This window comes from Marinobacter sp. UBA3604, from assembly GCF_002375325.1.
Lineage (GTDB): Bacteria > Pseudomonadota > Gammaproteobacteria > Pseudomonadales > Oleiphilaceae > Marinobacter > Marinobacter salarius.
The window spans coordinates 1-26,682 of record NZ_DFMB01000035.1 but is presented as its reverse complement, the minus strand read 5'-3'; the positions used below and the strand labels follow the sequence as shown (position 1 = coordinate 26,682).

The following is a 26,682-nucleotide window of genomic DNA, read 5'->3' as shown; positions in this document are numbered from 1 at the left end:
CACATTCACTTGTTTCTGGAGACAACCAATGAAACTCAACTGCGATATGGGCGAGAGCTTCGGTAGCTGGACCAAGGGCATGGATGCCGAGGTCATGCCCTACATTGATATGGCCAATATTGCCTGCGGCTTCCATGCCTCAGACCCGCTGACCATGGACCGCACCGTCAGAACCGCGATTGTCGAGAAGGTCGCCATCGGCGCGCACCCCGGCTATCCGGATCTGTTGGGCTTCGGCCGGCGTGACATGGAGTTTGCACCCGAGGAACTCCAGGCCCTGCTGGTGTATCAGATCGCTGCGCTGGACAGCATCTGCCGCACCCACGGCACAGCCATCGAATACATCAAACCCCACGGCGCGCTCTACAACAAAATGGCAGTAGACCGCACAACCCTGGCAGCGGTGATGGCTGCGGTACGCAACTATGCGCCCCACTGCCCCCTGGTGGTCATGGCAACACCCGATGCCGACGAGGTTCTGGCACTGGCCGCCGACGTGGGCATCGACGTGTGGTTCGAGGCGTTTTCCGACCGTGCGTACAGCGACGAAGGCCGACTGGTTAAACGCTCGGTGAAGAACGCGGTTCACGACACGCCGGAAGCCATAGAAAGGCAGGTAACACAGATCATCACCGAAGGCAGCGTCACGTCGATCTCCGGCAGACGTATCCCAGTCAAGGCCGACACCCTCTGCATTCATGGCGACAGCCAGCATGCTGTAGAAGCGGCCAGGCACATGCGGCAGGTCGTCGAGTCGCTATGATCATTGAAGCCGTCAACGAAAGTACGTGCATCGTCTACTTTGGTGACCGTATCAGCGATGACATCGCCGGCCAGGTCAAGTGGGCCACGGAGGCCATTCGCCAGAACCTGTCGGATCTGGTGATTGACCTGGTGCCTTCGTATACCTCCGTGCTGGTTTGCTACGACGCCGACAGGACCGACCGCTTCGGCATCGCGTCCCGGCTCCGCAAGGCATTGAGCCAGAGCGAACAGGAGGCGCCGGATGAAAGCGCTTCCAGCACCATTGAGTTGCCGGTCTACTACGGCGACGAAGTAGGCCTGGACCTGGACGAGGTGTGTGACTATTCCGGCCTGAGCCGGGACGAAGTGGTGCGCATCCACAGTGAGCAGACCTACCGCGTTTACGCCATCGGATTCAGCCCGGGGTTCGCTTACCTTGGCATTACCGACCAACGAATTGCCCTGCCCCGCAAAGCCACACCCCGACAGAAAATACCCACCGGGAGCGTTGGCATTGCCGGCTCGCAGACCGCCATCTACCCCAGCGCCACGCCGGGCGGGTGGCAGATAGTCGGTCGCACGCCTCAAAAAATGATCGATTGGGACAGTGAGTCCCTGGCGCTGGTATCAGTAGGGGATAGGGTGCGGTTCCGGTCGATTGACCGCCAGGAATATCTGGACCTGGGAGGCAGCCTCGATGAGTTTTGAAGTTCTGGATGGCGGCATGCTGGCCTTATTGCAGGACCCTGGCCGGTATGGCTATCAGCACATTGGCGTGACCACTGGCGGCCCCATGGACGAGCATGCCTTTCGTTGGGCCAATCGCCTGCTCGACAATCCACCGGAGGCAGCGCAGATCGAGATCAATATTGGAAAACTGAGCCTGCTGGCCCATGAGGATACCTGCATCGCGCTCACGGGTGCGGACCTCGGAGCGCAGATCAATGGAGAGGCGGCAGCACCCTGGCATACCTATCAAATCCACCGGGGAGACCGTATCGAATTCGGCATGCCGGTGGCCGGACTAAGGGCATACCTTGCCGTCGCCGGGGGACTGAAGCCCACCGTAAAACTGGGTAGTTGCGCCACCGTCGTGCGCGAAGGCCTTGGGGGGCTGGATGGACGCGGGCAAAAGCTGGCCAAAGGCGACTGCATCGGGTTTGACCGCAGCCATCCAAAGACCATGGCAAGCCTGCCAGCCGGGGAAATTCCGGACTATAACCAGGACCTCCACATCGGTGTGATCCCCAGCTACCAATACGCGCACTTCTCTGCTGGTGAGCGTATGAAATTCTTCACGGGCTGTTACGAGGTCAGCCAGCGAATCGATCGCATGGGCTATAGGTTAACCGGCGACCCTATACACTCTGAGCTGGACGGCATCATCTCCGAAGGCATCGCCTATGGTGCCATTCAGGTGCCCAGTGACGGCCAGCCGATCGTCCTGATGAAAGACCGGCAAACCATCGGTGGCTACCCAAAAATAGGCTGCCTGAGCGCCCTGGATGCTGGCCAACTGGCGCAACGTGGGCCCGGGACACGGATCCGTTTTTACCTTGCGGACGTCGCAGAGGCCGAAGCCCAACGCGCGATTTTCAACCACAAGCTGGAAACCTTCAAACCATCACTCGCCGGCCCGTAGCCGGGTACGCACGCCCCGCGACGTCATCACCGCCAGCACCTCCATCAAAGACAGCACACCCCGGTCGTGCTTCTTTGGTGCCTTACCCTTACCCATGCGTCCGAGTTGCCGGGTGTACCAGCTCACTTCCATCAGCGCCATCTCATCAATCAAGCGAATGCCGGTGCGAATGGGTTTCACGGAACTGGTAAATGCCTGCCCTGCCATAATGCGTCTCGGGAAGTCCGGCTCCACCGCCAGTGGCCGCGCCAGGCCCACCAGATCTGTAGCCCGCGATGCCACAGCTTCCGCCATGCCTGACTCGGTGCGGAAACCACCGGTTACCATCAACGGCACGTCCACCCGCTTGCGCACCTTCTCCGCAAATTCCAGGAAATACGCCTCCCGGGCGACGGTGCTGGCCTTCGCGCCATTCACACCCTTGGCACCTTTCGCCATCGCCGGGTTTTCGTAATTGCCACCGGAAATCTCCACCAGATCAATGCCGAGCTCCGTCAGGGTCTCGATAACCTTTAACGACTCTTCCTCGGTAAAACCACCCCGCTGGAAATCCGCCGAATTCAGCTTGATGCCCACACTGAACTGCCCGCCGGTCGCCGCGCGGATGGCTTTGTACACCTCCACCACAAACCGCATCCGATTCTCGGGACTACCGCCCCACTCATCCTCCCGAACGTTATGGTGTGGCGACAAAAACTGACTCACCAGATAGCCGTGCGCGCCGTGAATCTGCACCCCGGAAAAGCCCGCCTTCTCTGCAATCGCTGCACTGCTGGCGAACCGCTGGATAATCTCCTCAATCTCCGACACCTCCAGCGCCCGGGGCGTCGCAAACATGGCCTGCAACTCCTTGCGGAACGGAACCGCACTGGGCGACACCGGCGCCTTGTTCAGCATTTTCGGGCTCTGCTTACCGGGATGGTTGAGCTGCATCCACAGCTGGCACCCGTTGCGTGAACCAGCCCTCGCCCATTCTCGCAACAGGTCCAGATCCCGCTCATCCTCCAGCACCACATTCCCTGGCTCACCAATATGTCGCCGATCAATCATCACATTCCCGGTGATCGACAACCCGATCCCGCCATCCGCCCAAGTGCCATAAAGCCGTGGCAGATCCCGCGTCACACGGTTATCCATGGTTCCAAGGGTTTCGCTCATGGCCGATTTGGCAAATCGATTGGGTATCACCGCCCCGTTTTTCAGGGCTAGCGGCTGGGAAAGCAGTTCGGCAGGGTTCATTGATCGGTCTCCGTAGGATGCCTGGAATTTTCCAAGGACGAGGGCCGATCATGGCGAGTAAACAGAATGGCTGCATTGGCCGGAATGCCGCACCAATTGCGGTGACATACAAGTCAGTATGAAAACAGGAGATATCCACAAAGCCAAAACAAGCGAGGCCGGTCAGGTTATTCAGAACCGGGGAGCGCCAGGGATGGCGCGACCGAGCCCTACAGGGACGTATCCACGGGCGTGTTCTGAATAACCTGACCGGCCTCGCGACCGCTCCGCAGCCCGAAGGCCACGGAACAGAACTGCCAGCCTTAAAGAAGCAGGGACCGAATATCCCCCAACAACTGACTCAACACCGAGGTAAACCGGGCCGCATCAGCCCCGTTCACCGCGCGGTGGTCGTAGGACAGCGACAATGGCAGCATCAGCCGCGGCTGGAAATCTTTGCCATCCCAGACCGGCTTCATCGCCGCCTTTGAGACACCAAGAATCGCCACCTCCGGCGTATTCACGATCGGCGTGAACGCCGTGCCACCGATACCACCCAGGCTGGTGATGGTAAAGCAGGCACCCTGCATCTCGGTCGGCTTAAGCTGCTTGTCCCGCGCCTTCTGGGCCAGGTCCGCGCTTTCCTCCGCGAGCTCCCAGAGCCCCTTCTTGTCGACATCCTTGATCACCGGCACCATCAGCCCGTGAGGCGTGTCCACCGCAATCCCAATGTGAATGTACTGCTTGCGGATCACTTCCTTGCGGTCCATATCCAGCGACACATTGAACTGCGGCAACTCCGCCAGCGCCGTGGCGCAGGCTTTTAGCAGGAACGGAAGCGGTGTCATCTTCACACCTTTCTTCTCGCCGGCCGCCTTCTGGGCCTTGCGGAAGTCTTCCATGTCGGTGATATCCGCGTCCTCGAACTGGGTGACGTGGGGCACGTTCAGCCAGCTACGCTGCATATTGTTCGCCGTAGCAAACATCATGCGTGACATGGATTCGCGCTCAATCTCACCAAACTGACTGAAGTCCGGCAGTTTCACGCCAGGAATGCCGGCGCCACCGCCGCCAGCCACGGTGCTGCCTTGCTGCGTCTGCTGCAATTGGCTTTTCACGTAGGCCTGGACATCGTCTTTCAGGATGCGACTCTTCGGGCCGGAACCCTTGATGCGAGTCAGATCCGCGCCGAATTCACGGGCCAGCTTGCGCACCGCCGGTCCAGCATGAACCTTGGCACCCGGCGCCGGTGGCTCGTAGGTTGCCGAGGGCTGCTCCGGCTTGGGATCGGAAGGCTTGCTTTTCGATTCAGGCTCACCTTCCTGCTTTTCCTTGCTGGAAGACTCAGACGCCTCGGACGACGCGTCCTCTTCGCCTTCGTCGCCACCCTCTTCCACGATGGTCATTTCAACCAGATCGAGACCTTCGGAGATCTTGTCGCCCTCGGACACCAGAATCTTGCCGATCTTGCCGGCATAGGGAGACGGAATCTCCATGGTGGCCTTGTCGGACTCCACGGTCACCAGTGCATCGTCCGCCTCAACCTCATCACCTTCGCTGACGTTGATCTCGATCACTGGCACATTGTCGAAGCCGTCCAGCGCGGGCACCTTCACGGTTTCCTTACGGGAACCACCGGATTTTTTCGGTGCCGGCTTTTTCTCTTCAGACTTGGCGTCTTTGTCGTCCGACTTGGCTTCCGCCTCGTCTTTCTCGTCGGACTTGGCGTCTTCGCCAGAATCCTTGCCGTCATCCGAGTCACCGGCGTCGCTGCTGGCTTCCATCATCCCGACAACGTCGCCTTCCTTGACCTTGTCACCCACTTTGACGGTGATCTTGGTAATTTTTCCGGCACCCGGTGACGGCAGCTCCACCGATGCCTTGTCGGACTCCACCGTCAGTATCGGATCTTCTTCCTCAACCGAATCTCCCTTACTGACGAGCACTTCAATAACCTCGACCTCGTCTGCACCGCCGAGATCCGGAACCTTGATTTCCTGTTCACTCATGGCGGTCTCCTTAGCTCAGCACCGGGTTCGTTTTGTTGCGATCGATTCCGTACTTACGCATAGCCTCGAGAACCACGTCGTTCTTGACTTCGCCATCCCTTGCCAGGGCCGCCAGCGCGGTCACCGCCACGTAGTAACGATCCACTTCGAAGTGGCTGCGCAATTTCTCGCGCGTATCACTGCGACCGAAACCATCGGTGCCCAGGGTCAGATAGGTTTTCGGAATGTACGCCCGCACCTGTTCAGACAACAGCTTGATGTAGTCGGTGGACGACACCACCGGCCCCTGCTGCTTCTCCAGGCATTGAGTAAGGTACGACTTCTTGGGCGTATCGTCCGGGTGCAGGCGGTTCCAGCGCTCGATGTGCAGGCCGTCACGGGCCAGTTCATTGAAGCTGGTCACGCTCCAGATATCAGAGGCAACACCAAAGTCTTCTTTCAGCAGTTCCGCCGCCGCGCGCACCTCGTTGAGGATGGCGCCGGAGCCCATCAGCTGAACCCGTGGCGTTTTCTTACGGCCCTTGGTTTCAACGGAATCCAGCAGGTACATGCCCTTGATGATGCCGTCTTCCACTTTCTTGCCGTCCTTGCCTTCCGGCATGGCGGGCTGCTCGTAGTTTTCGTTTTCGATGGTCAGGTAGTAGAAGACGTTCTGGTTGTCTTCAAACATTTCCTTGATGCCATGCTGGACCACCACGGCCATTTCGTAACCGTAAGCCGGGTCATAGGCCTTACAGCTGGGAATGGTCTGGGCCAGGATATGGCTGTGACCGTCCTGGTGCTGCAGACCTTCACCATTCAGCGTTGTTCGCCCGGCGGTACCACCCACCAGGAAACCGCGGGCCTGAATGTCACCCGACGCCCAGGCCAGATCGCCCACACGCTGAAAACCAAACATGGAGTAGAAAATGTAGAACGGTATCAACGGGAAGTTGTTGGTGCTGTAGGAGGTTGCCGCTGCCATCCAGGCCGCCATGGAACCATCTTCGTTGATCCCTTCCTCAAGCACCTGACCTTTCTTGTCTTCCTTGTAGTACATGATCTGGTCACGGTCTTCCGGCACGTACTTCTGGCCTTCAGAGGTGTAGATACCCATCTGGCGGAACATGCCCTCCATCCCGAAGGTACGGGCCTCGTCCGGTACGATCGGAACAATTCGCTTACCGATGCGCTTGTCTTTGGTCAGAGCCGTCAGCAATCGCACGAACGCCATGGTGGTGGAGATCTCACGACCGTTGGAGCCTTCCAGCAAGTTCTTGAAGGTATCCAGTGGCGGCGTCTGCAGTGGCTGACAGTCCTTACGGCGCTTGGGATAGAAACCGCCCAGTTCCTGCCGGCGCTTGTTCATGTAAACGATTTCCGGGCTGTCCGGCGCCGGCCGGTAATAGGGCACGTCCTTGAGCTCTTCGTCCTTCAGCGGCACCGCAAAGCGGTCACGGAAGGCTTTCAGTTGCTCGATATCGAGTTTTTTGAGCGAGTGCGCTGTGTTCTGCGCTTCGCCGGCGTTACCAAAGCCATAACCTTTGATGGTATGGGCCAGAATCACCGTCGGCCGTCCACCGTTGTTATGGATAGCGTGATGATAGGCCGCATAGACCTTGTAAGGATCATGGCCGCCGCGGTTAAGCTTGTTGATGTCCTCGTCGGTGAGGTTATCCACCATCTTGGACAACTCCGGGTATTTGCCGAAGAAGTGCTTACGGGTATAGGCCGGGCCGTTGCTCTTGAAGTTCTGCAGGTCGCCGTCAACGGCTTCGTCCATGACGCGCTGCATCAGGCCGTCCTGATCCTTCTCGAACAGCGGATCCCACATGCGGCCCCAGACCACTTTCAGTACGTTCCAGCCAGCTCCCCGGAATACGCCTTCCAGTTCCTGGATAATCTTGCCGTTACCACGCACAGGGCCGTCGAGGCGCTGCAGGTTACAGTTAACGACAAAGATCAGGTTGCTCAGGTTTTCGCGGCCAGCCACAGAGATGGAACCCAGGGTTTCGGGCTCGTCGCACTCGCCATCCCCGACAAAGCACCAGACCTTGCGGTCGCCCATGTCGATCAGCTCACGACTGTGCAGATACTTCATCACGTGAGCCTGATAGATGGCCTGGATCGGCCCAAGGCCCATGGACACCGTTGGGAACTGCCAGTAATCCGGCATCAGCCAGGGGTGGGGGTAGGAAGACAGGCCTTCACCGTCCACCTCTTCCCGGTATTTGTCCAACTGATCTTCGTTAAAACGCCCTTCCAGGTAGGAGCGGGCGTAAATACCTGGTGAGGAGTGACCCTGGAAATACACCAGATCCGATTCGCGCTTCTCATCCCCGCCGTGGAAGAAGTAGTTGAAGCCAACATCATACAATGTCGCCGCCGAGGAGAAGGATGACACGTGCCCGCCCAGATCACCCGGGCGCTGATTGGCCCGCAGTACCATGGCCATGGCGTTCCAGCGGATCAACGAACGAATACGGCGCTCCATGAACAAGTCGCCCGGCATCCGGGCTTCCTGGGTCACCGGAATGGAATTGCGGAAGGGCGTCGTGATGGAATAAGGCAACTCAGTGCCGTCGCGGCTGGCTCGTTCGGAGAGCCTTTCGAGAATGTACTTGGCGCGATCAACGCCCTCCTGTTCGATCAGAGACTCCAGCGCATCCAGCCATTCACTGGTCTCTATGGGATCATCGTCCTGGTACATCAAACCTCCCCTTGGCATTAAAAAGTGCAGAGCGCGCCACGATCAGCGGCTGAGCGCCTTGCAATATCGATAAGCTGCGATGGAATGCAGAGCGTTTTATTATGGGTATCTGCCTGCCCGTTACTTTGAACAAGCATAGAACACGATCGCCAGTTTTACTGCGTGAAGCGCCCTTGAGTCACTTGGCTTTTGGTCAGCGAATTCAGGTATCACTCACACACCGGCACAAACCACACCGACGATTAAGTAGTATTTTTACTACATTTCGGTATAAAAATTCAATTTTTGAGGAAAATTCACCATTGCCTGTCGGACTATTTCGGTTACTTACGTAAGAATGGCGCCTTTTTCTCTCCCAAACAAGCATATTCAGACCAAGGTCGTAGGTTTCCTACCAATTTGATTAGACCTGAAAATACTTTTAGATTTATGTATACTCGCCTGCCCGTTTTTTGACCAGCGGAGTGGTGGCAATCTCCACCCCTCCAGAATATGGCTCACAACCAAAGAGGGCGATCTATGAACTCCATCGTCACGTTCCCGAACCGGATTCCAACCGCCGAGTTCGAAGAGCGGCGCTTCAAGGTCTACACAGACCGCCAGCTCGATAAGATTGACGTTATCCAGAATCTCCCTGAAGAGACCCTGTTTGAAATGAAGGTGGTAGCCAGCGTACTCCCCTTCCGCGTTAACGAGTATGTGATCAACGAACTGATCGATTGGAACAAGGTTCCGAACGACCCGCTCTACCAGCTCGTCTTCCCCCAAAAGGGTATGCTGAAGGATGAGCATTACGAGCGCATGGCAAAGATGCACCGGGACGGTGCCGATAAGAAAGAGATCCAGGCGGTAGCGAAAGAGATTCGCGACGAGCTGAACCCACACCCCGCCGGCCAGATGGAAATGAACATGCCGGAACTGAACGGCGAGGTTCTGGACGGTGTGCAGCACAAGTACCGGGAAACCGTTCTGTTCTTCCCCGCCCAGGGTCAGACTTGCCATTCCTACTGCACCTTCTGTTTCCGCTGGGCACAGTTCGTGGGTGACAAAGACCTGAAGATGGCCAGCACCGAAGCTGATAAGCTTCACGGCTACCTGCAGGAGCACACCGAAGTCAGCGACCTGCTGGTGACCGGCGGCGACCCCATGGTAATGAAAACCAAGAACCTGGTGCAGTACCTGGAACCGCTGCTGCAGCCGGAATTTGACCACATCCAGACCATCCGCATCGGCACCAAGGCCCTCACCTTCTGGCCGTACCGTTTTGTGACCGACAAAGACGCGGACGAACTGATCGACCTGTTCGCTCGCCTGGTCGACGCCGGCAAGCACGTCGCCATCATGGCTCACTACAACCACTGGCAGGAAATCACCACCGGTATCGCGGAAGAGGCCATTCGCCGCCTGCGCGCCACCGGTGCCGAAATCCGCGCCCAGGGCCCATTGATCAAGCATGTGAACGACAATGCTGACGACTGGGCAAAACTGTGGGACAAGGAAGTGCAACTGGGCATCATTCCCTACTACATGTTTGTGGAGCGGGACACCGGCGCCAAGAACTACTTTGAAGTGCCCCTGGTAGAAGCCTTCCACATCTACCGCGAAGCCATGAAGCAGGTCTCCGGCCTGGCGCGCACCGCCCGTGGCCCCTCAATGAGCGCCGGCCCCGGGAAGGTAGAAGTTCAGGGCATCACCGAGATCAACGGCGAGAAAGTATTTGTTCTCAGGTTTATCCAGGCCCGTAACCCGGACTGGGTACAGCGCCCGTTCTTTGCCAAATACAGCGAGTCAGCCACCTGGCTGCACGAGCTGGAGCCAGCCCTTGGGGAAGAGAAGTTCTTCTTTGAAGACGAATACGAGCAGATGAAGAAGGGCAACGGTTAGCCAGCCCCAAATACAAGGGGGGGCCACTCAGGCGCCCTCCTTCCAAAACAGCCTTCCGGCACCGTGCATCAATGCATCAGCGTATACAACTTACGCCGATAGGTACGCACGTCCGGATTGTTATTTCCAAGTTTGTCGAACAGCTCAATCAACGTGGTCTTCGCCACCTCATCCTTGTATTTACTGTCCACTCGCATCAAGCGAATCAGCAATTCCATCGCCTCGGCGTTGTTTTCCTGAAGGATGTGATGCAACGCCAGCAAGTGCAGGGCATTAGGATCTTTCGGATCTTTATCCAGCGCATCTTCCAGTTCGTGGATCGGGGGCAATTCGGCTGACGCCCTGAGGAATTTCAGCCGGGCCGCCAGCTGCTTTGCCTGGTGCTGCATCTTTTCTTCCGGAGGCAGGCTTTCCAGCACCTGCTCGGCGGTCTCAAGATCGCCCAGTTCGGCTTTCAGTTGCGCGAGATCGATCAGCACCTTCAGGTCATCCGGGTTGCTCCGGTTCATCTCCGTGAGCACGGCCAGTGCAGCCTCGACATCACCTTCCTCCCAGAGCCGGTGGGCCTTGTCGTAAGGGGCCTCCTCGTCTTCCGGCATTTCAATGTGCTTGTCTAGAACCTTGCGGATCTCGCTCTCCTGCAGTGCACCATTAAAGCCATCTACTGCCTGACCATCTTTTACCAGTATCACTGTGGGCAGGCTGCGCACGCCCAGGCTGCCAGTCAGTTGCTGCTGCTCGTCGGCGTTCACCTTGGCCAGCATGAAGCCGCCCTTATACTCATCCGCCAGCTTTTCCAGCAACGGCATTAACTGCTTGCAGGGGGCGCACCACTCCGCCCAGACATCGATCAATATGGGCGTTTTGGAGGACGCTTCCATCACATCCTGCTGGAAGTTGTCCATGGTGGCTTCAAAAACGTACGGCGAATTGCTCATGGATGGCACCTGAAAGTGATTTCCTGAAATGTCATTAACGGATTGTTGTTGGTATTGGGGGTTGAGAGCCAGAATTCAAGGTTTTGCCGCGGGTTCAGCTCGATGACGGCAAATACCGGCACCTGCCTTGAAATAATCCCCTTTGCCGTTACATAGGCAGTAGGACCGGAGCGACAACCCGGATCAAATTCCCTGGAGGATGCGTGTACGGCATGAACGACGACAACCGCAACGACTCTTTTGATGCTCCCGAAGAAGATCTGACCGAGTACATCGGCAGGGACGAGAACAGCAAAAGCCTGGTACTGCCGAAACAGCAGATGCCCCGCCGCATGTACGTGTTACCGGTGTCGAACAGGCCGTTCTTCCCGGCTCAGGTGCAGCCGATTGTGGTAAACCAGAACCCCTGGCAGGAAACCCTCAAGCGCGTTGGCGAGACCGACCACAAAGTGCTGGGCATCTGCTTCGTGGAAGACAGCGATCCTGAACAAGGCATTCCCGGCAGCGAAGAACTGGAAACCGTTGGCTGTGCCGTGCGCATCCACCACGCCCAGGGGGAAGGCGGCAAAGTCCAGTTCATTGCCCAGGGCCTGCAGCGTTTTCGCATCACCCAGTGGCTTCGCCGCCGCCCGCCCTACTTGGTGGAAGTCGAGTACCCGGAAGAGCCGGAAGAGGCTGCCGATGAACTGAAAGCCTATACCCTTGCCATCATCAGCTCCATCAAGGAATTGCTGCGCACCAACCCGCTCTACGGCGAGGAAGTAAAGCAGTACCTGTCCCGGTTCGGGCCGGACGACAGCTCACCCCTGGCGGATTTCGGCGCCTCCATGACCAGCGCCCCCGGGCACGAACTGCAGGAAGTGCTCAATACAGTGCCCTTGTTGCGGCGCATGGAAAAAGTGCTCCTGCTGATGGCGAAAGAACAGGAAGTGGCGCGCCTGCAGAGTGAAATCAGCGAGGAAGTGAACGAGAAGGTGCAAAAACACCAGCGTGAGTTCTTCCTGAAGGAACAGCTTAAGGTCATCCAGCGCGAGCTGGGCATGGCCAAGGACGACAAGACCGCCGATGCCGAGCGTTTCCGCGAGCGGATGGCCAGCCTGAAACCACCGGAACAGGTACAGGAACGCTTTGACGACGAACTCCAGAAGCTTCAGGTGCTCGAGCAGGGCTCACCGGAATACGGCGTTACCCGCAATTACCTGGACTGGCTGACCCAGGTGCCCTGGGGGCTGACCTCGGAGGATCACTTCGACCTGACAGAGGCCCGTCGCATCCTCGACAGAGACCATGACGGCCTTGATGACGTGAAAGACCGTATCGTCGAGTTCCTTGCCGAAGGCACCTTCAAGGGCGAGGTCAGCGGCTCCATACTCCTGCTCGTCGGCCCGCCTGGCGTAGGCAAAACCTCCATCGGCCATTCCGTCGCCGACGCCCTCGGCCGCGAGTTCTATCGATTCAGCGTGGGTGGTATGCGCGACGAAGCCGAAATCAAGGGCCATCGCCGCACCTACATCGGCGCCATGCCCGGCAAGTTCGTACAGGCGCTCAAGGATTCGAAAGTGTCCAACCCGGTGATCATGCTGGATGAGATCGACAAGATCGGCGCGTCTTTCCAGGGTGACCCGGCTTCCGCGCTGCTTGAAACCCTGGACCCGGAACAGAACCGGGAATTCCTAGACCACTACCTGGACGTGCGCATGGACCTGTCCAAGGTCCTGTTCATCTGCACCGCCAACCAGCTCGACACCATTCCCCGGCCACTGCTGGACCGTATGGACGTCATCCGCCTGTCTGGCTACATCACCGAGGAAAAGCTGGCCATCGCCAAGCATCACCTGATGCCCCGGTTGCTGAAACGAGCCGGCCTGCTGAAAAAGCAGATGAACATCACCGACGCCGCCATCAAACAGATCATCGAAGGCTACGCCCGGGAAGCAGGCGTGCGCAGCCTGGAAAAACTGCTGCACAAAGTCATCCGCAAAGGCATTGTACGCTTGCTGGAAAACCCGGACGAACCCGTAAAAGTGGGCGTCTCCGACCTGCAAACCTACCTGGGGCAACCTGCCTTCCGGAAGGAGAAATCCCTGAAAGGCACCGGCGTAGTCACCGGCCTGGCCTGGACCGCCATGGGCGGCGCCACACTCAGCATCGAAGCCTCCCGCATCCACAGCAGCCAGCGCGGCTTCAAGCTCACCGGGCAACTGGGCGACGTCATGAAAGAATCCGCCGAAATCGCCTACAGCTTCGTATCCTCGAACCTCAAGCGATTCAAAGGCGACCCAACCTTCTTCGACAAATCCTTCGTGCACCTGCACGTCCCCGAAGGTGCCACCCCCAAGGACGGCCCCAGCGCCGGCGTCACCATGGCCACAGCCCTGCTGTCCATCGCCCGCCGGGAATCACCTCAGCAGAACCTCGCCATGACCGGTGAACTGACCCTAACCGGTCAAGTGCTCCCCGTCGGCGGCATCCGCGAGAAAGTCATCGCAGCCAGACGTCAGAAAATCAGCAACCTGATTTTACCGGACGCGAACCGGGGGGATTATGAGGAGTTGCCGGGCTACCTGAAGGAAGGGCTGACGGTGAATTTCGCCAAGCAATACAACGACGTGTTTCAGGTATGTTTCGGGAACAAACCCCGCAAGGGATCGAGCGTCCATTGATATTACTGGTCTGACCACTGCAAGACTGCCTTGACGCTTGTGCAGCCCTTGACTTTACTTGCTCTGATATGGACGAAAAGCAATCTCCGGTGGCACCAGGTCACCGGTTTCCGACTCCTGAGTTAAAGAGAGTGGTAAAACAATGAACAAGAAAAACTCGATCCTGTGCGTGGCCGTGGGCCTTGCTTTCATACCCTTCGCCTATAGCCAATCTGACGATAGTCTCAAGAAGCTTGGCAATTTCCAGACTACCGGGAAAGCCGAGTTCACTGTGATCGACCAGAAAAGCGACAGCGCCGATGCTATTCGCAAGACTCTAAAGAAAATAAAACTCCCCGAGGGCTTTGAAGTCAGCCTTTATGCTCTGGTGCCCGATGCGCGACACATGGCGGTTGGCCCCCAGGGTGTCGTTACCTTTGTTGGAACCCGTAAAACCGAAGTCTGGGCAATGACTGACCGGGACAAAGACCGAGTGGCCGATGAGGTAAAGAACTTCGCACCGTCGCTGGCCAAATCCGTCCCCAACGGCCCCTGTTTTTCACCTACGGGCGTACTCTACATTGCGGAGCAGAACCGGGTACTGGCGTATCCGGCAGCGGAATTCTTCTTTGAAGGCGGCGATGTTGTCGCCTCAGAAGTGATCCCCGGGGGCGAATTGATCCCTGAACAGTTCGTCAGTTACAACCACACTGCCCGGGTCTGCGACGTTGGCCCGGACGGGAAGCTCTACATCTCGCTGAGCCAACCCTACAACGTAGCACCCAAGGAGCACCTGGAGACGTTCAGTGAATGGGGCATTGGCGGGATCATCCGGGTAAATCAGGATGGCAGCGGTCGTGAAATCTACACACGTGGTGTCCGCAACTCTGTAGGGCAGGACTTTAATCCCACCACCGGCGACCTGTGGTTTACGGACAATCAGGTCGATGGCATGGGCGATGACATCCCACCTGGAGAAATCAATCGCCAGACCGCCATGGGCCAGCACTTTGGCCATCCCTGGTACGGAGGCGGTGATGTTCGCACCAACGAATACAAAGGCGAGGAAGTGCCGGTAGAGGTCGTGTTCCCAGTCTCCGAGACTACGGCACATGCGGCCAATCTGGGCATGATGTTTTACACCGGAAAAATGTTCCCGAAGCAGTATCAGGGCGGGATTTTCTCGGCGCAGCACGGCTCCTGGAACAGGACCGTTCCGGTCGGTGCAAGAGTCATGTTCACGCCAGTGGACGCCGAAGGAAATGTTAATGGAGAAACAGTGCCTTTCGCCGAAGGGTGGCTGGATGAAAATGGTGAGTACCTGGGCCGGCCGGTGGATGTGGCACAGCTGAAGGATGGCTCATTACTGGTTTCGGATGATTTGGCCGGGGCTGTTTACAGAATCGCTTACACGGGTTCTGGCTCATGATGCCAGCAGCGGGGAGGGAGCCCCCGGCTCCCTGGAGACATCATGCGACAAGAAAAACCAGAGCAACGTTTTCAACAATAGCGGTCCTGACATCTTTTCTTGCAATGAGCCCAGCGGCCCAAGGCGCGGACCCCGCAGAGGGGCGGAAACTCGCTGCCCAGTGCAAGACCTGCCATGGTCTGGACGGAATAGCCAAGATCCCGATTGCGCCAAATCTGGCGGGCGAAAGCCAGATGTATATTGAGAAACAACTGAAAGCGTTTCGCAGTGGCAAGCGTGAACACGAGATGATGTCCTTGGTTGCCAGGAACCTGACGGATCAACAGATTTCCGATCTGGCAGCCTGGTACCAATCCATTGAGATTAAGGCAAAAATGCCGGAATGATCCTTGAAGCCGGTGCCATCGTCTCAGGACTTGTCATCGGCCTTCCAGCCATCATCCTTCAGCACCGACCCTACGGTGAGCATCGGTGCAGCATCGATATTGTCCGCGTTCATCATATTGGCCACCCGCTGCAATGAAGCCAGAATCATGGTCTGTTCCCATTCTGCCAGGCTCTGGAACTTCCGTGTAAAGTCTTCCTGAAGAGGGTTCGGTGCCCGCGAGAGGATTTCCTCGCCCTCACTCGTCAGATGCGCATGAACCTTGCGCTTGTCCTGGGTGCTGCGAACACGGTAAACCAGTTTACGATGCTCCAGCCGATCAAGAATCGTGGTCACGGTTGCCTGGCTCAGGCTCACCTTGTCGGCAATGGTTCCGATAGTCACTTCGCCCAAATCGCGGATGCTGCGCATGATCAGCAATTGTGGCCCAGTCAGCCCCGCATGCTTGCTCAGGCGTTTGGAATGCAGGTCAGTTGCTCGAATCACCCGGCGCAACGCCACCAAAACCTCTTCATAATTGTTCAACGCAACACTCCGCTTCGATTTGCCGAATTGTTTATAACACTAAGCATTAGAGGTCTTTGTTCCCAAGATTGCAAGCAGTAGTCACCACACCCATCGCTGTGTATTCCACTGACCTGCCAGTCCTTTTACGAATTTTCGCATTCTTCCGCCAACCACTATGCTAAGGTCACCCCTTGTTGAATTTCCGCACAACGGACACGGCCCAATGAACACCCGAGTACATAATCTTATCCTGCAAAGCTCTTCCGGGAAGCGCCTGACAACCGCCCTCGCTTCATGCCTGATCGCACTGCTATTCAGTTCTGCCACCATGGCTCAGGAGCCCGGCGAGAACCTTACCGCCGAGGATGTCCAGCAGCGAATCGATACCGCGGAAGAACCCATGTACACGCCGTTTGTTGAGTTGTATTTACTGGAGGAAACCAAAGCACTGCGCAAGGAAATGATGAACACCCGCGCCGAGTTGATCGAGAAGGTTGTTGACAAGGAACTCTCGGTGGCCGACAAAACCATGTCGTACGCCACCGATACCGTTACCTACTTCTTCTACCTGATCGCTGGCGCCACCTCCATTCTCGTGGTCATTGGCTGGAATTCGATTCGCGACATGCGCAACCAGCTCACCAGCCTCGCCGAGAAGCGGGTCAACGAACTGGTCGTTGAATATGAAAAGCGCCTGGAGTTCATCGAAGATCAGTTAAGGCAGAAATCCGACATTATTCATCAGAACCAGGCCGAGATCGAACGCACCAACGAAGTGCACTCCCTGTGGCTGAAGGCCAGCCAGGAAACCTCCCAACAGAACAAAATCGCTGCCTACGATACCATCCTGGACCTGCGACCTGACGACGTAGAGGCACTGAGTTATAAGGCCGACGCAGTGCTGGAAATGCAGGAGCCACTGTGGGCGATCAGTCTTTGCCAGCGCGCCCTGAAACTGGCCCCTGAAAACGGTCATGCGCACTACCAACTGGCCTGCGCCTATGCCGAGATTGGTCGTTGGGACGATGCCGTGACGACACTGCAAAAGGCGATTAATATCTCTGAAGCATACAAGGATGACGCGTCGGTGGATCCCAGCTTTGAGCAGTTGAGGGATCACGAAAGTTTCCGGAAACTGATTTTAACGGGCGACGGGGACCAGTCTGACGCCTGACGCGACAGGCCGGCACGCACTTTGCCCGGGTATTGCCGGAAAAATAGAAGAATAACCGTCAACGTTCCGGCACATTCACTGGCGCTGCCTGCTTGACAAGCTGGCAGGTGTAGTGTTTGTTTGCATCGCTGAGAACATAAGAAAAACCCTGACACAAAACAGGACAGACCCAATGAGAACACCAGTCAAGAAACTCGTATCCGCTGTTGCAACATCGATCGCCGTGATGGTGGGCGCCGGCCAGGCTGCTGCCGAAATTAAAATCGGCATCGCGGGGCCCATGACCGGCCCTGTCGCCCAGTACGGTGATATGCAATTCTCCGGTGCCCGCATGGCGATCGAACAGATCAATGCCAATGGCGGTGTTATGGGAGAGAAACTTGTAGCCGTCGAACAGGATGACGTTTGTGACCCCAAGCAGGCCGTCACCGTTGCCAACAACATGGTCAACGAGGGCGTGCGCTTCGTGGTTGGGCACCTGTGCTCCAGCTCTACCCAGCCGGCGTCCGACATCTACGAGGATGAAGGCATTCTGATGGTGACGCCAGCTTCAACCAGCCCGGGCATTACCGAGCGTGGCTACGAACTGGTCTTCCGCACCATCGGCCTGGATAGCATGCAGGGCCCCGTCGCCGCCAACTACCTGATCAGCCAGAAGCCCGAACGTGTTGCCGTGGTTCACGACAAGCAACAGTATGGCGAAGGCATCGCGACCGCCGTCCGTGACACACTTGAAGAAGCCGGTGTTGAGGTGGCCATGTTCGAAGGCATTACCGCCGGTGCCAAAGACTTTTCATCGCTGGTCACCAAGCTCAGGCAGGCCGACGTGGACTATGTCTACTATGGTGGCTACCATCCTGAGCTCGGCCTGATCCTGCGTCAGGCACAGCAGGCTGACCTCGACGCTACGTTCATGGGCCCGGAAGGCGTTGGCAACAAGGACATCAACACCATTGCCGGCGATGCGGCCGAAGGCCTGCTGGTCACACTACCGCCGAGCTTCGACGAGAAAGAGGAAAACCAGGAGCTGGTCCAGGCCTTTGAAAAGAAAGGTGAAGATCCGTCAGGTCCTTTCGTATTGACATCCTATACTGCCGTGCAGCTGATTGCCGACGGCATTGAAGCCGCCGAATCAACGGACCCGTTCGATGTTGCCGAAGCGCTGCGAGCAGGCGCATTCCAGACGCCAATCGGTACCGTTGAGTACGACAGCAAAGGCGATATGGAATCGTTTGAGTTTGTTGTCTACGAATGGCATTCAGATGGCAGCAAAACTCCGGTAAACTAAGCCGCAATCGTTAACAAACGGTAATTTTTAGAGCACCTTCTCACCGCGATCCGGGAGAAGGTGTTTTTCTAGGCCTCTGTTGATCCTGTATCCAGTACGCCCGGTACCCCGGGCTCTGCCTGTATGCCGGGAAGGGGGCAGGCTATCGGAGTCCCACACAAATGCAAGACCTCCTGTACTTTATCCAGCAGCTCATAAACGGGCTGACGATCGGGAGCACCTACGCCCTGATCGCCATCGGTTACACGATGGTTTACGGCATCATTGGCATGATCAACTTTGCCCATGGTGAGATTTACATGATCGGGGCCTATACCGCCCTTATCGCCATTACCGGCCTTGCCGCACTGGGTGTCGCCTGGCTTCCGTTGATACTGATCGTGGCGCTGGTCTGCGCGATGATCGTTTCCAGCACCATGGGCTGGGCCGTGGAGCGGGTGGCATATCGACCGGTTCGGGGAAAGCACCGCCTGATTCCGCTGATCTCGGCAATCGGCATGTCAATCTTCCTCCAGAACTACGTTCACCTGGCCCAGGGATCGCGCAACATTGGCTTCCCTGCCCTGATTGAGGGCGGTTTCCAGTTTGGCGCCGCAGATTCGTTCCAGACCTCGATTTCCTATATGCAGATCACCATCTTCATCACCACCCTGATCTGCATGACCATTCTTTCCCTGTTCATATCCCGCTCCCGCATCGGCCGTGCCTGTCGGGCCGTTTCCCAGGACCTGGGCATGGCCAACCTGCTGGGCATCGACACCAACCGCATCATCTCTGCAACGTTCGTCATCGGTGCTGCACTGGCAGCGGTCGCCGGCCTGCTACTGGGAATGTACTACGGTTCGATCGATCCGCTGTTTGGGTTCATTGCGGGGCTGAAGGCGTTTACAGCCGCGGTCCTGGGGGGTATCGGAAGCATTCCCGGCGCCATGCTTGGGGGACTGATTCTCGGGGTTTCTGAAAGTATGACCTCTGGCTACCTCAGCGGCGAGTACAAGGACGTTGTGTCCTTCGGACTGCTGATCCTGATTCTGCTGTTCAAACCCACCGGCCTGCTTGGCAAACCGGAGGTTGAAAAGATCTGATGGCTGCTCATAACCTGAAACACGCGCTGTTTTGCGCCATTGTTACCCTGGTGATTTCGTATCCCATTCTGGGCTTCAACCTGGCTAGTGAGGGCATAAACGTCACCCTTGAGGGCGCCCAAACGTCCACCGTCATCGGAGTACTCCTGGCGGCGGTTATCGTCTTCCTGTTCCAGTTGTTCCGGGACAAACTGATGGGCTCCCTGAGCCAACTGCCCGCAGTAAGCCCACTGGCCAACCGCGAGCCGATGGAACAGAGCAAGCGGCTGAAGCTGGAGTCCACACTGCTCACCCTGATGGTGATCGGTGCCCTGGTCTGGCCATTTATTGCCTCCCGTGGGGCGGTGGACCTTTCTACCCTGGTACTGATCTACATCATGCTGGCCCTGGGTCTGAACGTGGTGGTTGGACTGGCCGGCCTGCTGGATCTCGGCTATGTCGCGTTCTATGCCGTAGGTGCCTACACCTTCGCCCTGCTGTCACAGTATTACGGCATTTCGTTCTGGTTCGCGCTGCCGATCGGTGCCCTGCTCGCAGCACTGTTCGGGTTGGTGCTCGGTTTTCCGGTACTGCGATTGCGCGGGGATTACCTGGCCATCGTCACACTCGGTTTTGGGGAAATCATCCGCATCCTGCTGAACAACATGACCAGCCTGACCGGCGGGCCCAACGGTATTGGCGGCATTCCCGACCCCACTCTGTTCGGCATGGAATTCGGTCGCCGGGTGAAGGAGGAAGGCAACACCTCGTTCCATGAAACCTTCGGCATTGCCTACAGCGGCGAGCACAAAGTGATTTTCCTGTACCTGATCGCTCTGGTGCTTGCCGTCATTACCGCTGTCGCCATCCGCCGCCTTATGCGCATGCCGGTGGGCCGTGCCTGGGAAGCCCTCCGCGAAGACGAGATTGCGGCAAAATCCCTGGGATTGAACCGAACTGCGGTGAAGCTTTCCGCCTTTACCATCGGTGCTTTCTTCGCCGGTTTTGCCGGTACGGTGTTCGCCTCCAAGCAGGGCTTTATCAGCCCGGAATCCTTTGTGTTCCTGGAATCGGCCATCATTCTGGCGATTGTGGTACTGGGCGGCATGGGCTCCCAGATGGGAGTCATCCTCGCTGCGATCGCGGTCACCATACTGCCGGAACTGGCACGGGAGTTCTCCGAGTACCGGATGTTGATCTTCGGCGCGGCCATGGTGTTGATGATGGTCTGGCGCCCGCAGGGCTTGCTGCCCATGCGACGCATCCACATTGAACTGAAAAAGCAGGAGTGACGGATAATGCTTGAAGTACAGAATCTGTCGATGCGCTTTGGCGGGCTCCTGGCGGTGGATCAGGTGTCGCTGGACGTGCAGGAACATGAAATAGTGGCGATCATCGGCCCCAATGGCGCCGGCAAAACCACGGTATTTAATTGCATGAGCGGTTTCTACAGACCCACTGGTGGAAAGATCCTGTTCCAGGGAAGTGAGATCCAGGGTAAGCCGGACTATAAGATATCCCGTCTGGGCATGGTCAGAACCTTTCAGCACGTGCGCCTGTTCAGCCGCATGACGGTGGTGGAAAACCTGCTGGTGGCCCAGCATCGCCACCTCAATACCAACCTGCTCTCCGGCATACTCAATACGCCCAATTATCGGGAGAAAGAGCAAAAGTCGCTGGACCGGGCCGCCTACTGGCTGGACCGGGTGGGACTGACGGACATGGCAAACCGGGAAGCCGGCAACCTGGCCTATGGCCAGCAGCGCCGCCTTGAGATCGCCCGCTGCATGGTAACCGAGCCCAAGCTGCTGATGCTGGATGAACCCGCTGCCGGTCTGAACCCAGCCGAAACCAAAGACCTGAACCAGTTGATTATCAGCCTTAAGGAAGACTACAACGTCTCCGTAGTGTTGATTGAACACGACATGAGCCTGGTGATGGATATCTCCGACCGCATCAATGTGATCAACCAGGGGCGCCCCCTGGCCAGCGGCACACCGGATGAGATTCGCCGCAACGATGATGTCATCAAAGCCTATCTGGGTGAGGCCTGAGGAATAACCATGCTTGTACTAGAAGACGTCCATACCCATTACGGCAAGATCGAGGCACTTCACGGTGTCTCAGTTGAAGTAAAGAAAGGTGAGATCGTATCGCTGATCGGCGCCAATGGCGCCGGCAAAACCACCCTGCTGATGACCGTCTGCGGGAATCCTCAGGCTACCTCTGGCCGGGTGATTCTCCAGGGACGGGACATCACCCGTGACCTCACTTCGAACATCATGCGCTCGGGCATTGCGATAGTACCTGAGGGCCGGCGCGTGTTTTCCGGCCTGACCGTTGAAGAAAACCTCCACATGGGCGGCTTTTTCAACACCAAATCGGAAATCCGCAAAAGCCAGGACCACGTCTACGAACTGTTTCCGCGTCTCAAGGAACGGGAACATCAGCGTGCCGGCACCATGTCGGGTGGCGAGCAGCAGATGCTGGCCATCGGGCGGGCACTGATGAGCAAACCGAACATGATAATCCTGGACGAGCCGTCCCTTGGGCTCGCTCCGCTGGTGATCAAACAGATCTTCGAGATCATCGGAAAGCTGCGCGAGGAAGGGATTACCGTGTTCCTGGTGGAACAGAATGCGCATCAGGCCCTGAACCTGGCGGACCGAGGCTACGTGCTGGAAACCGGACGTATCCGCCTGCACGATACCGGGAAAAACCTGCTGGCCAACCCGGACGTTCAGAATGCCTACCTCGGTGGTTGATGAGATAGCCACCCACCGCTAGAACGGCGTACCTAAACGCAAAAAAGCCGGAACATGGTGTCATGTTCCGGCTTTTTTGTAACACCTGGCATTAAGCAATCGCTTACTTAACGCTTTTGATGGTGCCCTTGTAACCTTCAACGGATACGTTGATGGTTCCAAATACCACGTAATCGTCTTTCTTGACGGTGTAACGCGGAGCGACAATCACGTCAGCACCGGATTCCTGAATGGCGTTGTAGGCAGCAGCCGCCTTAACAGCTTCAACCGGGTTCGGCAGAGCGAAAGGCAGTGCACTTCCACCGTTACCACCGGCAGAGTAGGCAACGCCATCAGCGTATTCAGTTTCAGCACCCAGGGTAAAGAACAGAACCTTGGTTGCAGAGGATTGACCGGTGATCTTCTCGCCTACTTCGATGTCAGCCTTAACGTCGGTAGCAACGGAGCCAGACAGCGGCAGGGAGGGAGCGCTGGTGTTCAGTGAGGAACAGCCAGTCAGTGCGCCAGCAAGAATCAGTGATGATGCGACAAGAACTTTTTTCAAAACTCAATCTCCATGTGTTGTGTACAAGCCTTCATGGCCGCGCGCACTATACCCAAACAAGTTCTATATAACAAGATCATTACAAAAGAACATTTTTTAGCCGATTTAGAAATATGAACACATGATCACATTTTTGACTTTGCGGGCCAAATCAATCACTCAGCGCCTTTGTAATTTGCCTTCCTGATATTTCAACTATACTCAGAGTCAACGGTCGACCTGTCTCCACGGGAAATCAGTCAGGGCCGTTAGCGCGCCGGCTCCGGGACCCTTTCAGGTGGGCATGGCGCGTTTGCGACGACAGCTAAATCAAACAAGGAGTGGATAATGAAAAAACTCATCGCAGGTGCACTGCTCATGGGTGCTTCTACCCTAGCCTTCGCTCAGCCTGGTTGCGGCGTTGGTGCAATGATCTGGAAAGGACAGTCAGGCATCGCCCCCCACGTTCTGGCGGCAACCACCAACGGTACTTTCGGTAACCAGACGTTTGGTATGACCACCGGTACCCTGGGTTGTCAGACCAACCAGTCCGTGCAATCCATGGCCATGTACATGGACAGCAACATCGATAAAGTTGCCCGCGACATGTCCCGTGGCTCCGGCGAAAACCTGGACACCCTGGCCGTACTGCTGGGTGTGGACGAAGCGGATCGCGACTCTTTCCGCAAAGTTCTGCAGGATAATTTCGCAACCATCTTCCCATCGTCCGACACCACCTCTGGCGAGGCTGTCGATGCCATCGTAGCCCTGCTGGAGCAGAACGATACGCTGAGCAAGTACGTAGCCGCCTGATCTTCGGGCGCGAAGAAAAAGGAGTTTGCGCGCCATGGACGGCGCAACGAATGTCTCACCATCCACCCGTCGCCTAACCCGGAATTGACTGACCATCCATGCGCACTTTGCTTCGGTTCGCCCTGGCCCCTATATGGCTAGCATCCTGTTTCAATGCATTTGCAACATCGCTCCCCGACACCGGAAACCTACATCAGAATCCTGCGTGGTTGACCCTGCTCCATTACCAACCCGACCGCTTCGGCGACGGCTACACCGGTCAGGCGGACGACGATGCCTTCTACCTCAGCGATAACGGCAAAACCTCACCAAAGGCGGAACTGGAAGCCACAGTCGCGGCCATCACCCAGCCCGGAGGCGGGAATGAGCACGCGCGCTGCCGCTTCCCGGCACGGGACCGCTGGCTAAGGGCACAACTGGACCTGCCCGGGCAACCCGCAAGTTGCCCCGCTTTCGAGGAGTGGACCGACGAGTTGAATACCGAAACCGTGACACTGGTATTTGCCGCGTCCTACCTGAACAGTCCGTCGTCCATGTTTGGCCATACGTTCCTGCGACTGGACCCGCCCAGGGAAGACGAGGAAACGAACCTGATCCTGGCCAACACCATCTCTTACGCCGCCGATGCGGCCGCCCACGATAGCGAAATTCTGTTCGCCTATAAGGGCATTTTTGGTGGCTACCCGGGCATTACCTCCATCCAGCCCTACTACGAAAAAATTCGCCTCTATTCCGACATTGAGCACCGGGACCTGTGGGAGTACACACTCAACCTCACCCAGGCGGAAGTGGACATGATGCTCGCCCATACCTGGGAGATACGCGAGCGCAATTTCGATTACTATTTTTTTGACGAGAACTGCGCCTACCGCCTGCTGGCCCTGATCGACGTCGCCCGGCCCGGCACCGACCTGCTGGGGGAAGTCGGCACCCATGCCATTCCCTCGGACACGGTGCGATGGGTTGTCGACAAGGGACTTGTCGACTCCGTCTACTACCGCCCGTCTGCGGCGACCAACGTCAGCCACCGCATCGACGCCCTGCCCGACGACCATCAGACACTCGCCGCCGCCATCGCCAACGGCTATGTGGATGCCGATGCACCCGAGGTACAGGCATTGAACGATGAACCGCGTGCGCGGGTGCTGGACGCCACCTACGACTATGTTCGTTACCAAAGCGAAGCCGAGGGCTGGCCCAGGGAACATGCAGCCCCACTCTCCCATGACCTGCTAAGGGAACGCAGCAAGATCCGCGGAGTCGCGATAAAGGACAGCCCCCCTGAGCCTGCCATCCGGGACGACCAGGGCCATGACACCTTTCGCGCCAGCGTCAGCGGCGGGCGCATGGGTGACCGCAACTTCAGCGAACTCACGTTACGCCCCGCCTATCACGATATACTTGACCCACCCGCCGGCTACCGTGGCGGAGCACAGCTCCAGTTCCTACGACTGGATGCCCGCCTGTACACAGACAACAACGAAGTACAGATTGAACAGCTGACCGGCGTGGAAATCCGCTCACTCTCGCCGCGCAACCAGTTCTTCTCGCCGCTGTCCTGGCAAGTCGGCTTCGGCGGCCGCCGCACTGACACCGAAACCAACCGCGTATTCACCCCCTACCTGGAGGGCGGCGCCGGTGGCAGCTGGCAGCTGGCACCCGGCACCCAGGCCTTCGCCATGGCCACTGCCGACCTGGAAATCGACGACGACCTGGGACGCGGCTACGACGCCGCCCCCGGCGCCGACCTGGGTATACTGCATCAGAACAACCAGTTCAGCCTTCTGGGCGGCGTGAAAACCAAAGCCTGGATCGTCAGCAGCCAACACCGACAGGATCAGGCCTACCTGGAAGGCAACTGGCACCTCGAACGGGACTTCAGCCTGTTCGGAAAATTCAGCCGTGAAGACCACTACGACAGGTACCGCAGCACATGGCAACTCGGACTCCACGCCTACTTCTGACAATTCTGAGAACACTGGCCGGCCTCGCCGCCGCGTTTACCTTGCTGCTGCAGACCGGCTGCAGCAGCGTGTTCTTCTATCCGGACCAGGTCACCTACATCACTCCCGACCGCCTGAACCTGGAATTCGAAGATGTGTTCGTGGAAACCCCCGACGGCGAAACCCTCCACGGCTGGTGGCTCCCCGCCAGCGCCGAACCGAAAGGTACTGTTTACTTCCTTCACGGCAACGCCCAGAACATCAGCAGCCACATCATGAACGTCGCCTGGCTACCTGAGAGACGCTACAACGTCTTCCTGATCGACTACCGGGGATATGGGCGCTCCACTGGCGCACCGGACATAGAAGGCACCCTGCACGACGCAGAGACCGGCCTGCGATGGCTGGTCGACCAGCCGGACGTACAGAACCAGCCCCTGTTCCTTCTGGGTCAGAGCCTGGGTGGCGCACTGGGAACCGCCCTGGCCAGTGAATGGGTAAAGCGGGACGAGCAACCACCCCTGGACGGCGTGATCCTCGACGGCACCTTCTCCGGCTTCCGCGCCATTGCCCGTGAAAAACTTGGCGACTTCTGGCTCACCTGGCCACTGCAGATTCCATTGAGTTGGACGATCACTGACGAATACGAGGCTTACGAACGCATCGGTGATATCAGCCCGGTTCCAGTGATGGTGATTCACAGTGTTCGGGACGGGATTATCCCGTTTCACCATGGGAAGCGATTGTACGAGGCAGCAGAAGAACCCAAAACGTTCTTGCAGACGGATACGCCCCACGCCTCAACCTTTGTGATTCCGGGTTATCAGGATGAAGTTCTGGAATTTATGGAAGGCGAGTAAATAGCCTGGGCGTCCGTCGCAGACAGGCTTGCAAAACCGTGGAGCGCCAGGGATGGCGCGACCGAGCCCTACAGGGACGTATTTACGTGGCGTGTTTTGAAAGCCTGTCTGCGACGGGCGCTTCACAAGAGTTGAAGGCCTGAAATCGAGTAGGAGGGGGAGTTA

At 57.5% G+C, this 26,682-nt stretch carries 22 protein-coding genes; 16 read left to right on the top strand and 6 right to left on the bottom strand.

The annotated features are described in order from the left end of the window. Positions 1–28: 28 nt before the first annotated feature. From B2590_RS09870 to B2590_RS09860, 3 genes are read left to right on the top strand one after another with little or no spacing between them, the layout of a single operon-like run. Entirely contained in the window at positions 29–763 is a 735-nt protein-coding gene (locus tag B2590_RS09870; protein WP_286811562.1) for a 5-oxoprolinase subunit PxpA, read from the top strand. After that, positions 760–1,452, top strand: a complete 693-nt coding sequence (gene pxpB / locus B2590_RS09865) for a 5-oxoprolinase subunit PxpB (protein ID WP_286811563.1) — start codon at positions 760–762, stop codon at positions 1,450–1,452. The genes B2590_RS09870 and pxpB overlap by 4 nt, the downstream gene beginning before the upstream one ends. Continuing rightward, entirely contained in the window at positions 1,442–2,386 is a 945-nt protein-coding gene (locus B2590_RS09860) for a biotin-dependent carboxyltransferase family protein (protein WP_286811564.1), read from the top strand. Before pxpB ends, B2590_RS09860 begins: the two co-directional genes overlap by 11 nt. Here B2590_RS09860 and B2590_RS09855 read toward each other — a convergent pair. The 3 genes from B2590_RS09855 to aceE form a co-directional block, all read right to left on the bottom strand. Next, positions 2,369–3,625 (bottom strand): NADH:flavin oxidoreductase/NADH oxidase family protein, encoded by a 1,257-nt coding sequence (locus tag B2590_RS09855; RefSeq protein ID WP_091644257.1) that lies wholly within the window; start codon positions 3,623–3,625, stop codon positions 2,369–2,371. The two genes, B2590_RS09860 and B2590_RS09855, sit on opposite strands and share 18 nt — an antisense overlap. A 302-nt stretch (positions 3,626–3,927) precedes the next feature. Continuing rightward, positions 3,928–5,613 (bottom strand): dihydrolipoyllysine-residue acetyltransferase, encoded by a 1,686-nt coding sequence (gene aceF / locus B2590_RS09850; protein WP_278366827.1) that lies wholly within the window; start codon positions 5,611–5,613, stop codon positions 3,928–3,930. Between the two features lie 10 nt (positions 5,614–5,623). Beyond that, on the bottom strand, positions 5,624–8,302 hold the full coding sequence (aceE, locus tag B2590_RS09845; protein ID WP_286847930.1) for a pyruvate dehydrogenase (acetyl-transferring), homodimeric type: 2,679 nt from the start codon (positions 8,300–8,302) through the stop codon (positions 5,624–5,626). 519 nt (positions 8,303–8,821) lie between these two features. Between aceE and B2590_RS09840 the strand changes: the two genes are divergently transcribed. Further along, entirely contained in the window at positions 8,822–10,186 is a 1,365-nt protein-coding gene (locus B2590_RS09840; protein WP_286847929.1) for a KamA family radical SAM protein, read from the top strand. 68 nt (positions 10,187–10,254) lie between these two features. On the opposite strand, the gene B2590_RS09835 is transcribed toward B2590_RS09840, so the two are convergent. Next, entirely contained in the window at positions 10,255–11,124 is an 870-nt protein-coding gene (locus B2590_RS09835) for a thioredoxin family protein (protein WP_286811565.1), read from the bottom strand. A 212-nt stretch (positions 11,125–11,336) separates the two neighbouring features. Here B2590_RS09835 and lon point away from each other — a divergent pair, with 212 nt between their 5' ends. The 3 genes from lon to B2590_RS09820 all read left to right on the top strand — a co-directional run bounded on the left by lon (position 11,337) and on the right by B2590_RS09820 (position 15,581). Beyond that, positions 11,337–13,787, top strand: a complete 2,451-nt coding sequence (gene lon / locus B2590_RS09830; RefSeq protein WP_286811566.1) for an endopeptidase La — start codon at positions 11,337–11,339, stop codon at positions 13,785–13,787. 142 nt (positions 13,788–13,929) lie between these two features. Next, the gene (locus tag B2590_RS09825; protein WP_286811567.1) at positions 13,930–15,195 is read left to right on the top strand and encodes a PQQ-dependent sugar dehydrogenase; all 1,266 of its coding nucleotides are present in this window, start codon (positions 13,930–13,932) and stop codon (positions 15,193–15,195) included. A gap of 104 nt (positions 15,196–15,299) precedes the next feature. Further along, a complete protein-coding gene (locus tag B2590_RS09820) occupies positions 15,300–15,581 on the top strand; it encodes a c-type cytochrome (protein ID WP_286811568.1) in 282 nt (93 codons plus the stop codon). Between the two features lie 23 nt (positions 15,582–15,604). Here the strand turns inward: B2590_RS09820 and B2590_RS09815 are convergent, their stop codons facing one another. Then, positions 15,605–16,105, bottom strand: a complete 501-nt coding sequence (locus B2590_RS09815) for a MarR family winged helix-turn-helix transcriptional regulator (protein WP_286811569.1) — start codon at positions 16,103–16,105, stop codon at positions 15,605–15,607. 310 nt (positions 16,106–16,415) lie between these two features. Between B2590_RS09815 and B2590_RS09810 the strand changes: the two genes are divergently transcribed. The 6 genes from B2590_RS09810 (at position 16,416) to B2590_RS09785 (ending at position 22,378) form a co-directional block, all read left to right on the top strand. Continuing rightward, complete coding sequence (locus B2590_RS09810) at positions 16,416–17,261, top strand: TPR end-of-group domain-containing protein (RefSeq protein ID WP_286811576.1); 846 nt, start codon at positions 16,416–16,418, stop codon at positions 17,259–17,261. Positions 17,262–17,433: 172 nt separating this feature from the next. Then, positions 17,434–18,549 carry a branched-chain amino acid ABC transporter substrate-binding protein gene (locus B2590_RS09805; protein ID WP_286811570.1) on the top strand — a complete coding sequence of 372 codons (1,116 nt, stop codon included), beginning with the start codon at positions 17,434–17,436 and terminating at the stop codon, positions 18,547–18,549. Positions 18,550–18,710: 161 nt separating this feature from the next. Beyond that, complete coding sequence (gene livH / locus B2590_RS09800) at positions 18,711–19,634, top strand: high-affinity branched-chain amino acid ABC transporter permease LivH (protein WP_286811571.1); 924 nt, start codon at positions 18,711–18,713, stop codon at positions 19,632–19,634. Beyond that, a complete protein-coding gene (locus tag B2590_RS09795) occupies positions 19,634–20,905 on the top strand; it encodes a high-affinity branched-chain amino acid ABC transporter permease LivM (RefSeq protein WP_286811572.1) in 1,272 nt (423 codons plus the stop codon). The genes livH and B2590_RS09795 overlap by 1 nt, the downstream gene beginning before the upstream one ends. 6 nt (positions 20,906–20,911) lie before the next feature. After that, entirely contained in the window at positions 20,912–21,667 is a 756-nt protein-coding gene (livG, locus tag B2590_RS09790; protein WP_286811573.1) for a high-affinity branched-chain amino acid ABC transporter ATP-binding protein LivG, read from the top strand. A 9-nt stretch (positions 21,668–21,676) separates the two neighbouring features. Then, positions 21,677–22,378, top strand: a complete 702-nt coding sequence (locus B2590_RS09785) for an ABC transporter ATP-binding protein (RefSeq protein WP_007153092.1) — start codon at positions 21,677–21,679, stop codon at positions 22,376–22,378. Positions 22,379–22,481: 103 nt separating this feature from the next. Here the strand turns inward: B2590_RS09785 and B2590_RS09780 are convergent, their stop codons facing one another. Then, positions 22,482–22,922, bottom strand: coding sequence for a hypothetical protein (locus B2590_RS09780; RefSeq protein WP_036208584.1), 441 nt, complete (start codon positions 22,920–22,922; stop codon positions 22,482–22,484). 327 nt (positions 22,923–23,249) lie between these two features. On the opposite strand from B2590_RS09780, the gene B2590_RS09775 reads away from it, so the two are divergent. The 3 genes from B2590_RS09775 to B2590_RS09765 all read left to right on the top strand — a co-directional run bounded on the left by B2590_RS09775 (position 23,250) and on the right by B2590_RS09765 (position 26,517). Then, positions 23,250–23,714 carry a DUF3015 domain-containing protein gene (locus B2590_RS09775; protein ID WP_007153094.1) on the top strand — a complete coding sequence of 155 codons (465 nt, stop codon included), beginning with the start codon at positions 23,250–23,252 and terminating at the stop codon, positions 23,712–23,714. A 98-nt stretch (positions 23,715–23,812) separates the two neighbouring features. Beyond that, positions 23,813–25,678 (top strand): DUF4105 domain-containing protein, encoded by a 1,866-nt coding sequence (locus B2590_RS09770; RefSeq protein ID WP_036208582.1) that lies wholly within the window; start codon positions 23,813–23,815, stop codon positions 25,676–25,678. Then, a complete protein-coding gene (locus B2590_RS09765) occupies positions 25,648–26,517 on the top strand; it encodes an alpha/beta hydrolase (RefSeq protein WP_286811575.1) in 870 nt (289 codons plus the stop codon). Before B2590_RS09770 ends, B2590_RS09765 begins: the two co-directional genes overlap by 31 nt. The last annotated feature ends 165 nt before the right edge of the window (positions 26,518–26,682 follow it).

Bases quoted from the DNA above. Each gene is read 5' to 3' on its own strand.
- B2590_RS09770 (WP_036208582.1), top strand. From the start codon at position 23,813: ATGCGCACTTTGCTTCGGTTCGCCCTGGCCCCTATATGGCTAGCATCC.
- aceE (WP_286847930.1), bottom strand. From the start codon at position 8,302: ATGTACCAGGACGATGATCCCATAGAGACCAGTGAATGGCTGGATGCG.
- B2590_RS09775 (WP_007153094.1), top strand. From the start codon at position 23,250: ATGAAAAAACTCATCGCAGGTGCACTGCTCATGGGTGCTTCTACCCTA.
- pxpB (WP_286811563.1), top strand. From the start codon at position 760: ATGATCATTGAAGCCGTCAACGAAAGTACGTGCATCGTCTACTTTGGT.
- B2590_RS09855 (WP_091644257.1), bottom strand. From the start codon at position 3,625: ATGAACCCTGCCGAACTGCTTTCCCAGCCGCTAGCCCTGAAAAACGGG.
- livG (WP_286811573.1), top strand. From the start codon at position 20,912: ATGCTTGAAGTACAGAATCTGTCGATGCGCTTTGGCGGGCTCCTGGCG.
- livH (WP_286811571.1), top strand. From the start codon at position 18,711: ATGCAAGACCTCCTGTACTTTATCCAGCAGCTCATAAACGGGCTGACG.
- aceF (WP_278366827.1), bottom strand. From the start codon at position 5,613: ATGAGTGAACAGGAAATCAAGGTTCCGGATCTCGGCGGTGCAGACGAG.
- B2590_RS09835 (WP_286811565.1), bottom strand. From the start codon at position 11,124: ATGAGCAATTCGCCGTACGTTTTTGAAGCCACCATGGACAACTTCCAG.
- B2590_RS09805 (WP_286811570.1), top strand. From the start codon at position 17,434: ATGAGAACACCAGTCAAGAAACTCGTATCCGCTGTTGCAACATCGATC.
- B2590_RS09825 (WP_286811567.1), top strand. From the start codon at position 13,930: ATGAACAAGAAAAACTCGATCCTGTGCGTGGCCGTGGGCCTTGCTTTC.
- B2590_RS09810 (WP_286811576.1), top strand. From the start codon at position 16,416: ATGGCTCAGGAGCCCGGCGAGAACCTTACCGCCGAGGATGTCCAGCAG.
- B2590_RS09840 (WP_286847929.1), top strand. From the start codon at position 8,822: ATGAACTCCATCGTCACGTTCCCGAACCGGATTCCAACCGCCGAGTTC.
- B2590_RS09765 (WP_286811575.1), top strand. From the start codon at position 25,648: ATGGCAACTCGGACTCCACGCCTACTTCTGACAATTCTGAGAACACTG.
- B2590_RS09870 (WP_286811562.1), top strand. From the start codon at position 29: ATGAAACTCAACTGCGATATGGGCGAGAGCTTCGGTAGCTGGACCAAG.
- B2590_RS09795 (WP_286811572.1), top strand. From the start codon at position 19,634: ATGGCTGCTCATAACCTGAAACACGCGCTGTTTTGCGCCATTGTTACC.
- B2590_RS09785 (WP_007153092.1), top strand. From the start codon at position 21,677: ATGCTTGTACTAGAAGACGTCCATACCCATTACGGCAAGATCGAGGCA.
- B2590_RS09820 (WP_286811568.1), top strand. From the start codon at position 15,300: ATGAGCCCAGCGGCCCAAGGCGCGGACCCCGCAGAGGGGCGGAAACTC.
- B2590_RS09860 (WP_286811564.1), top strand. From the start codon at position 1,442: ATGAGTTTTGAAGTTCTGGATGGCGGCATGCTGGCCTTATTGCAGGAC.
- lon (WP_286811566.1), top strand. From the start codon at position 11,337: ATGAACGACGACAACCGCAACGACTCTTTTGATGCTCCCGAAGAAGAT.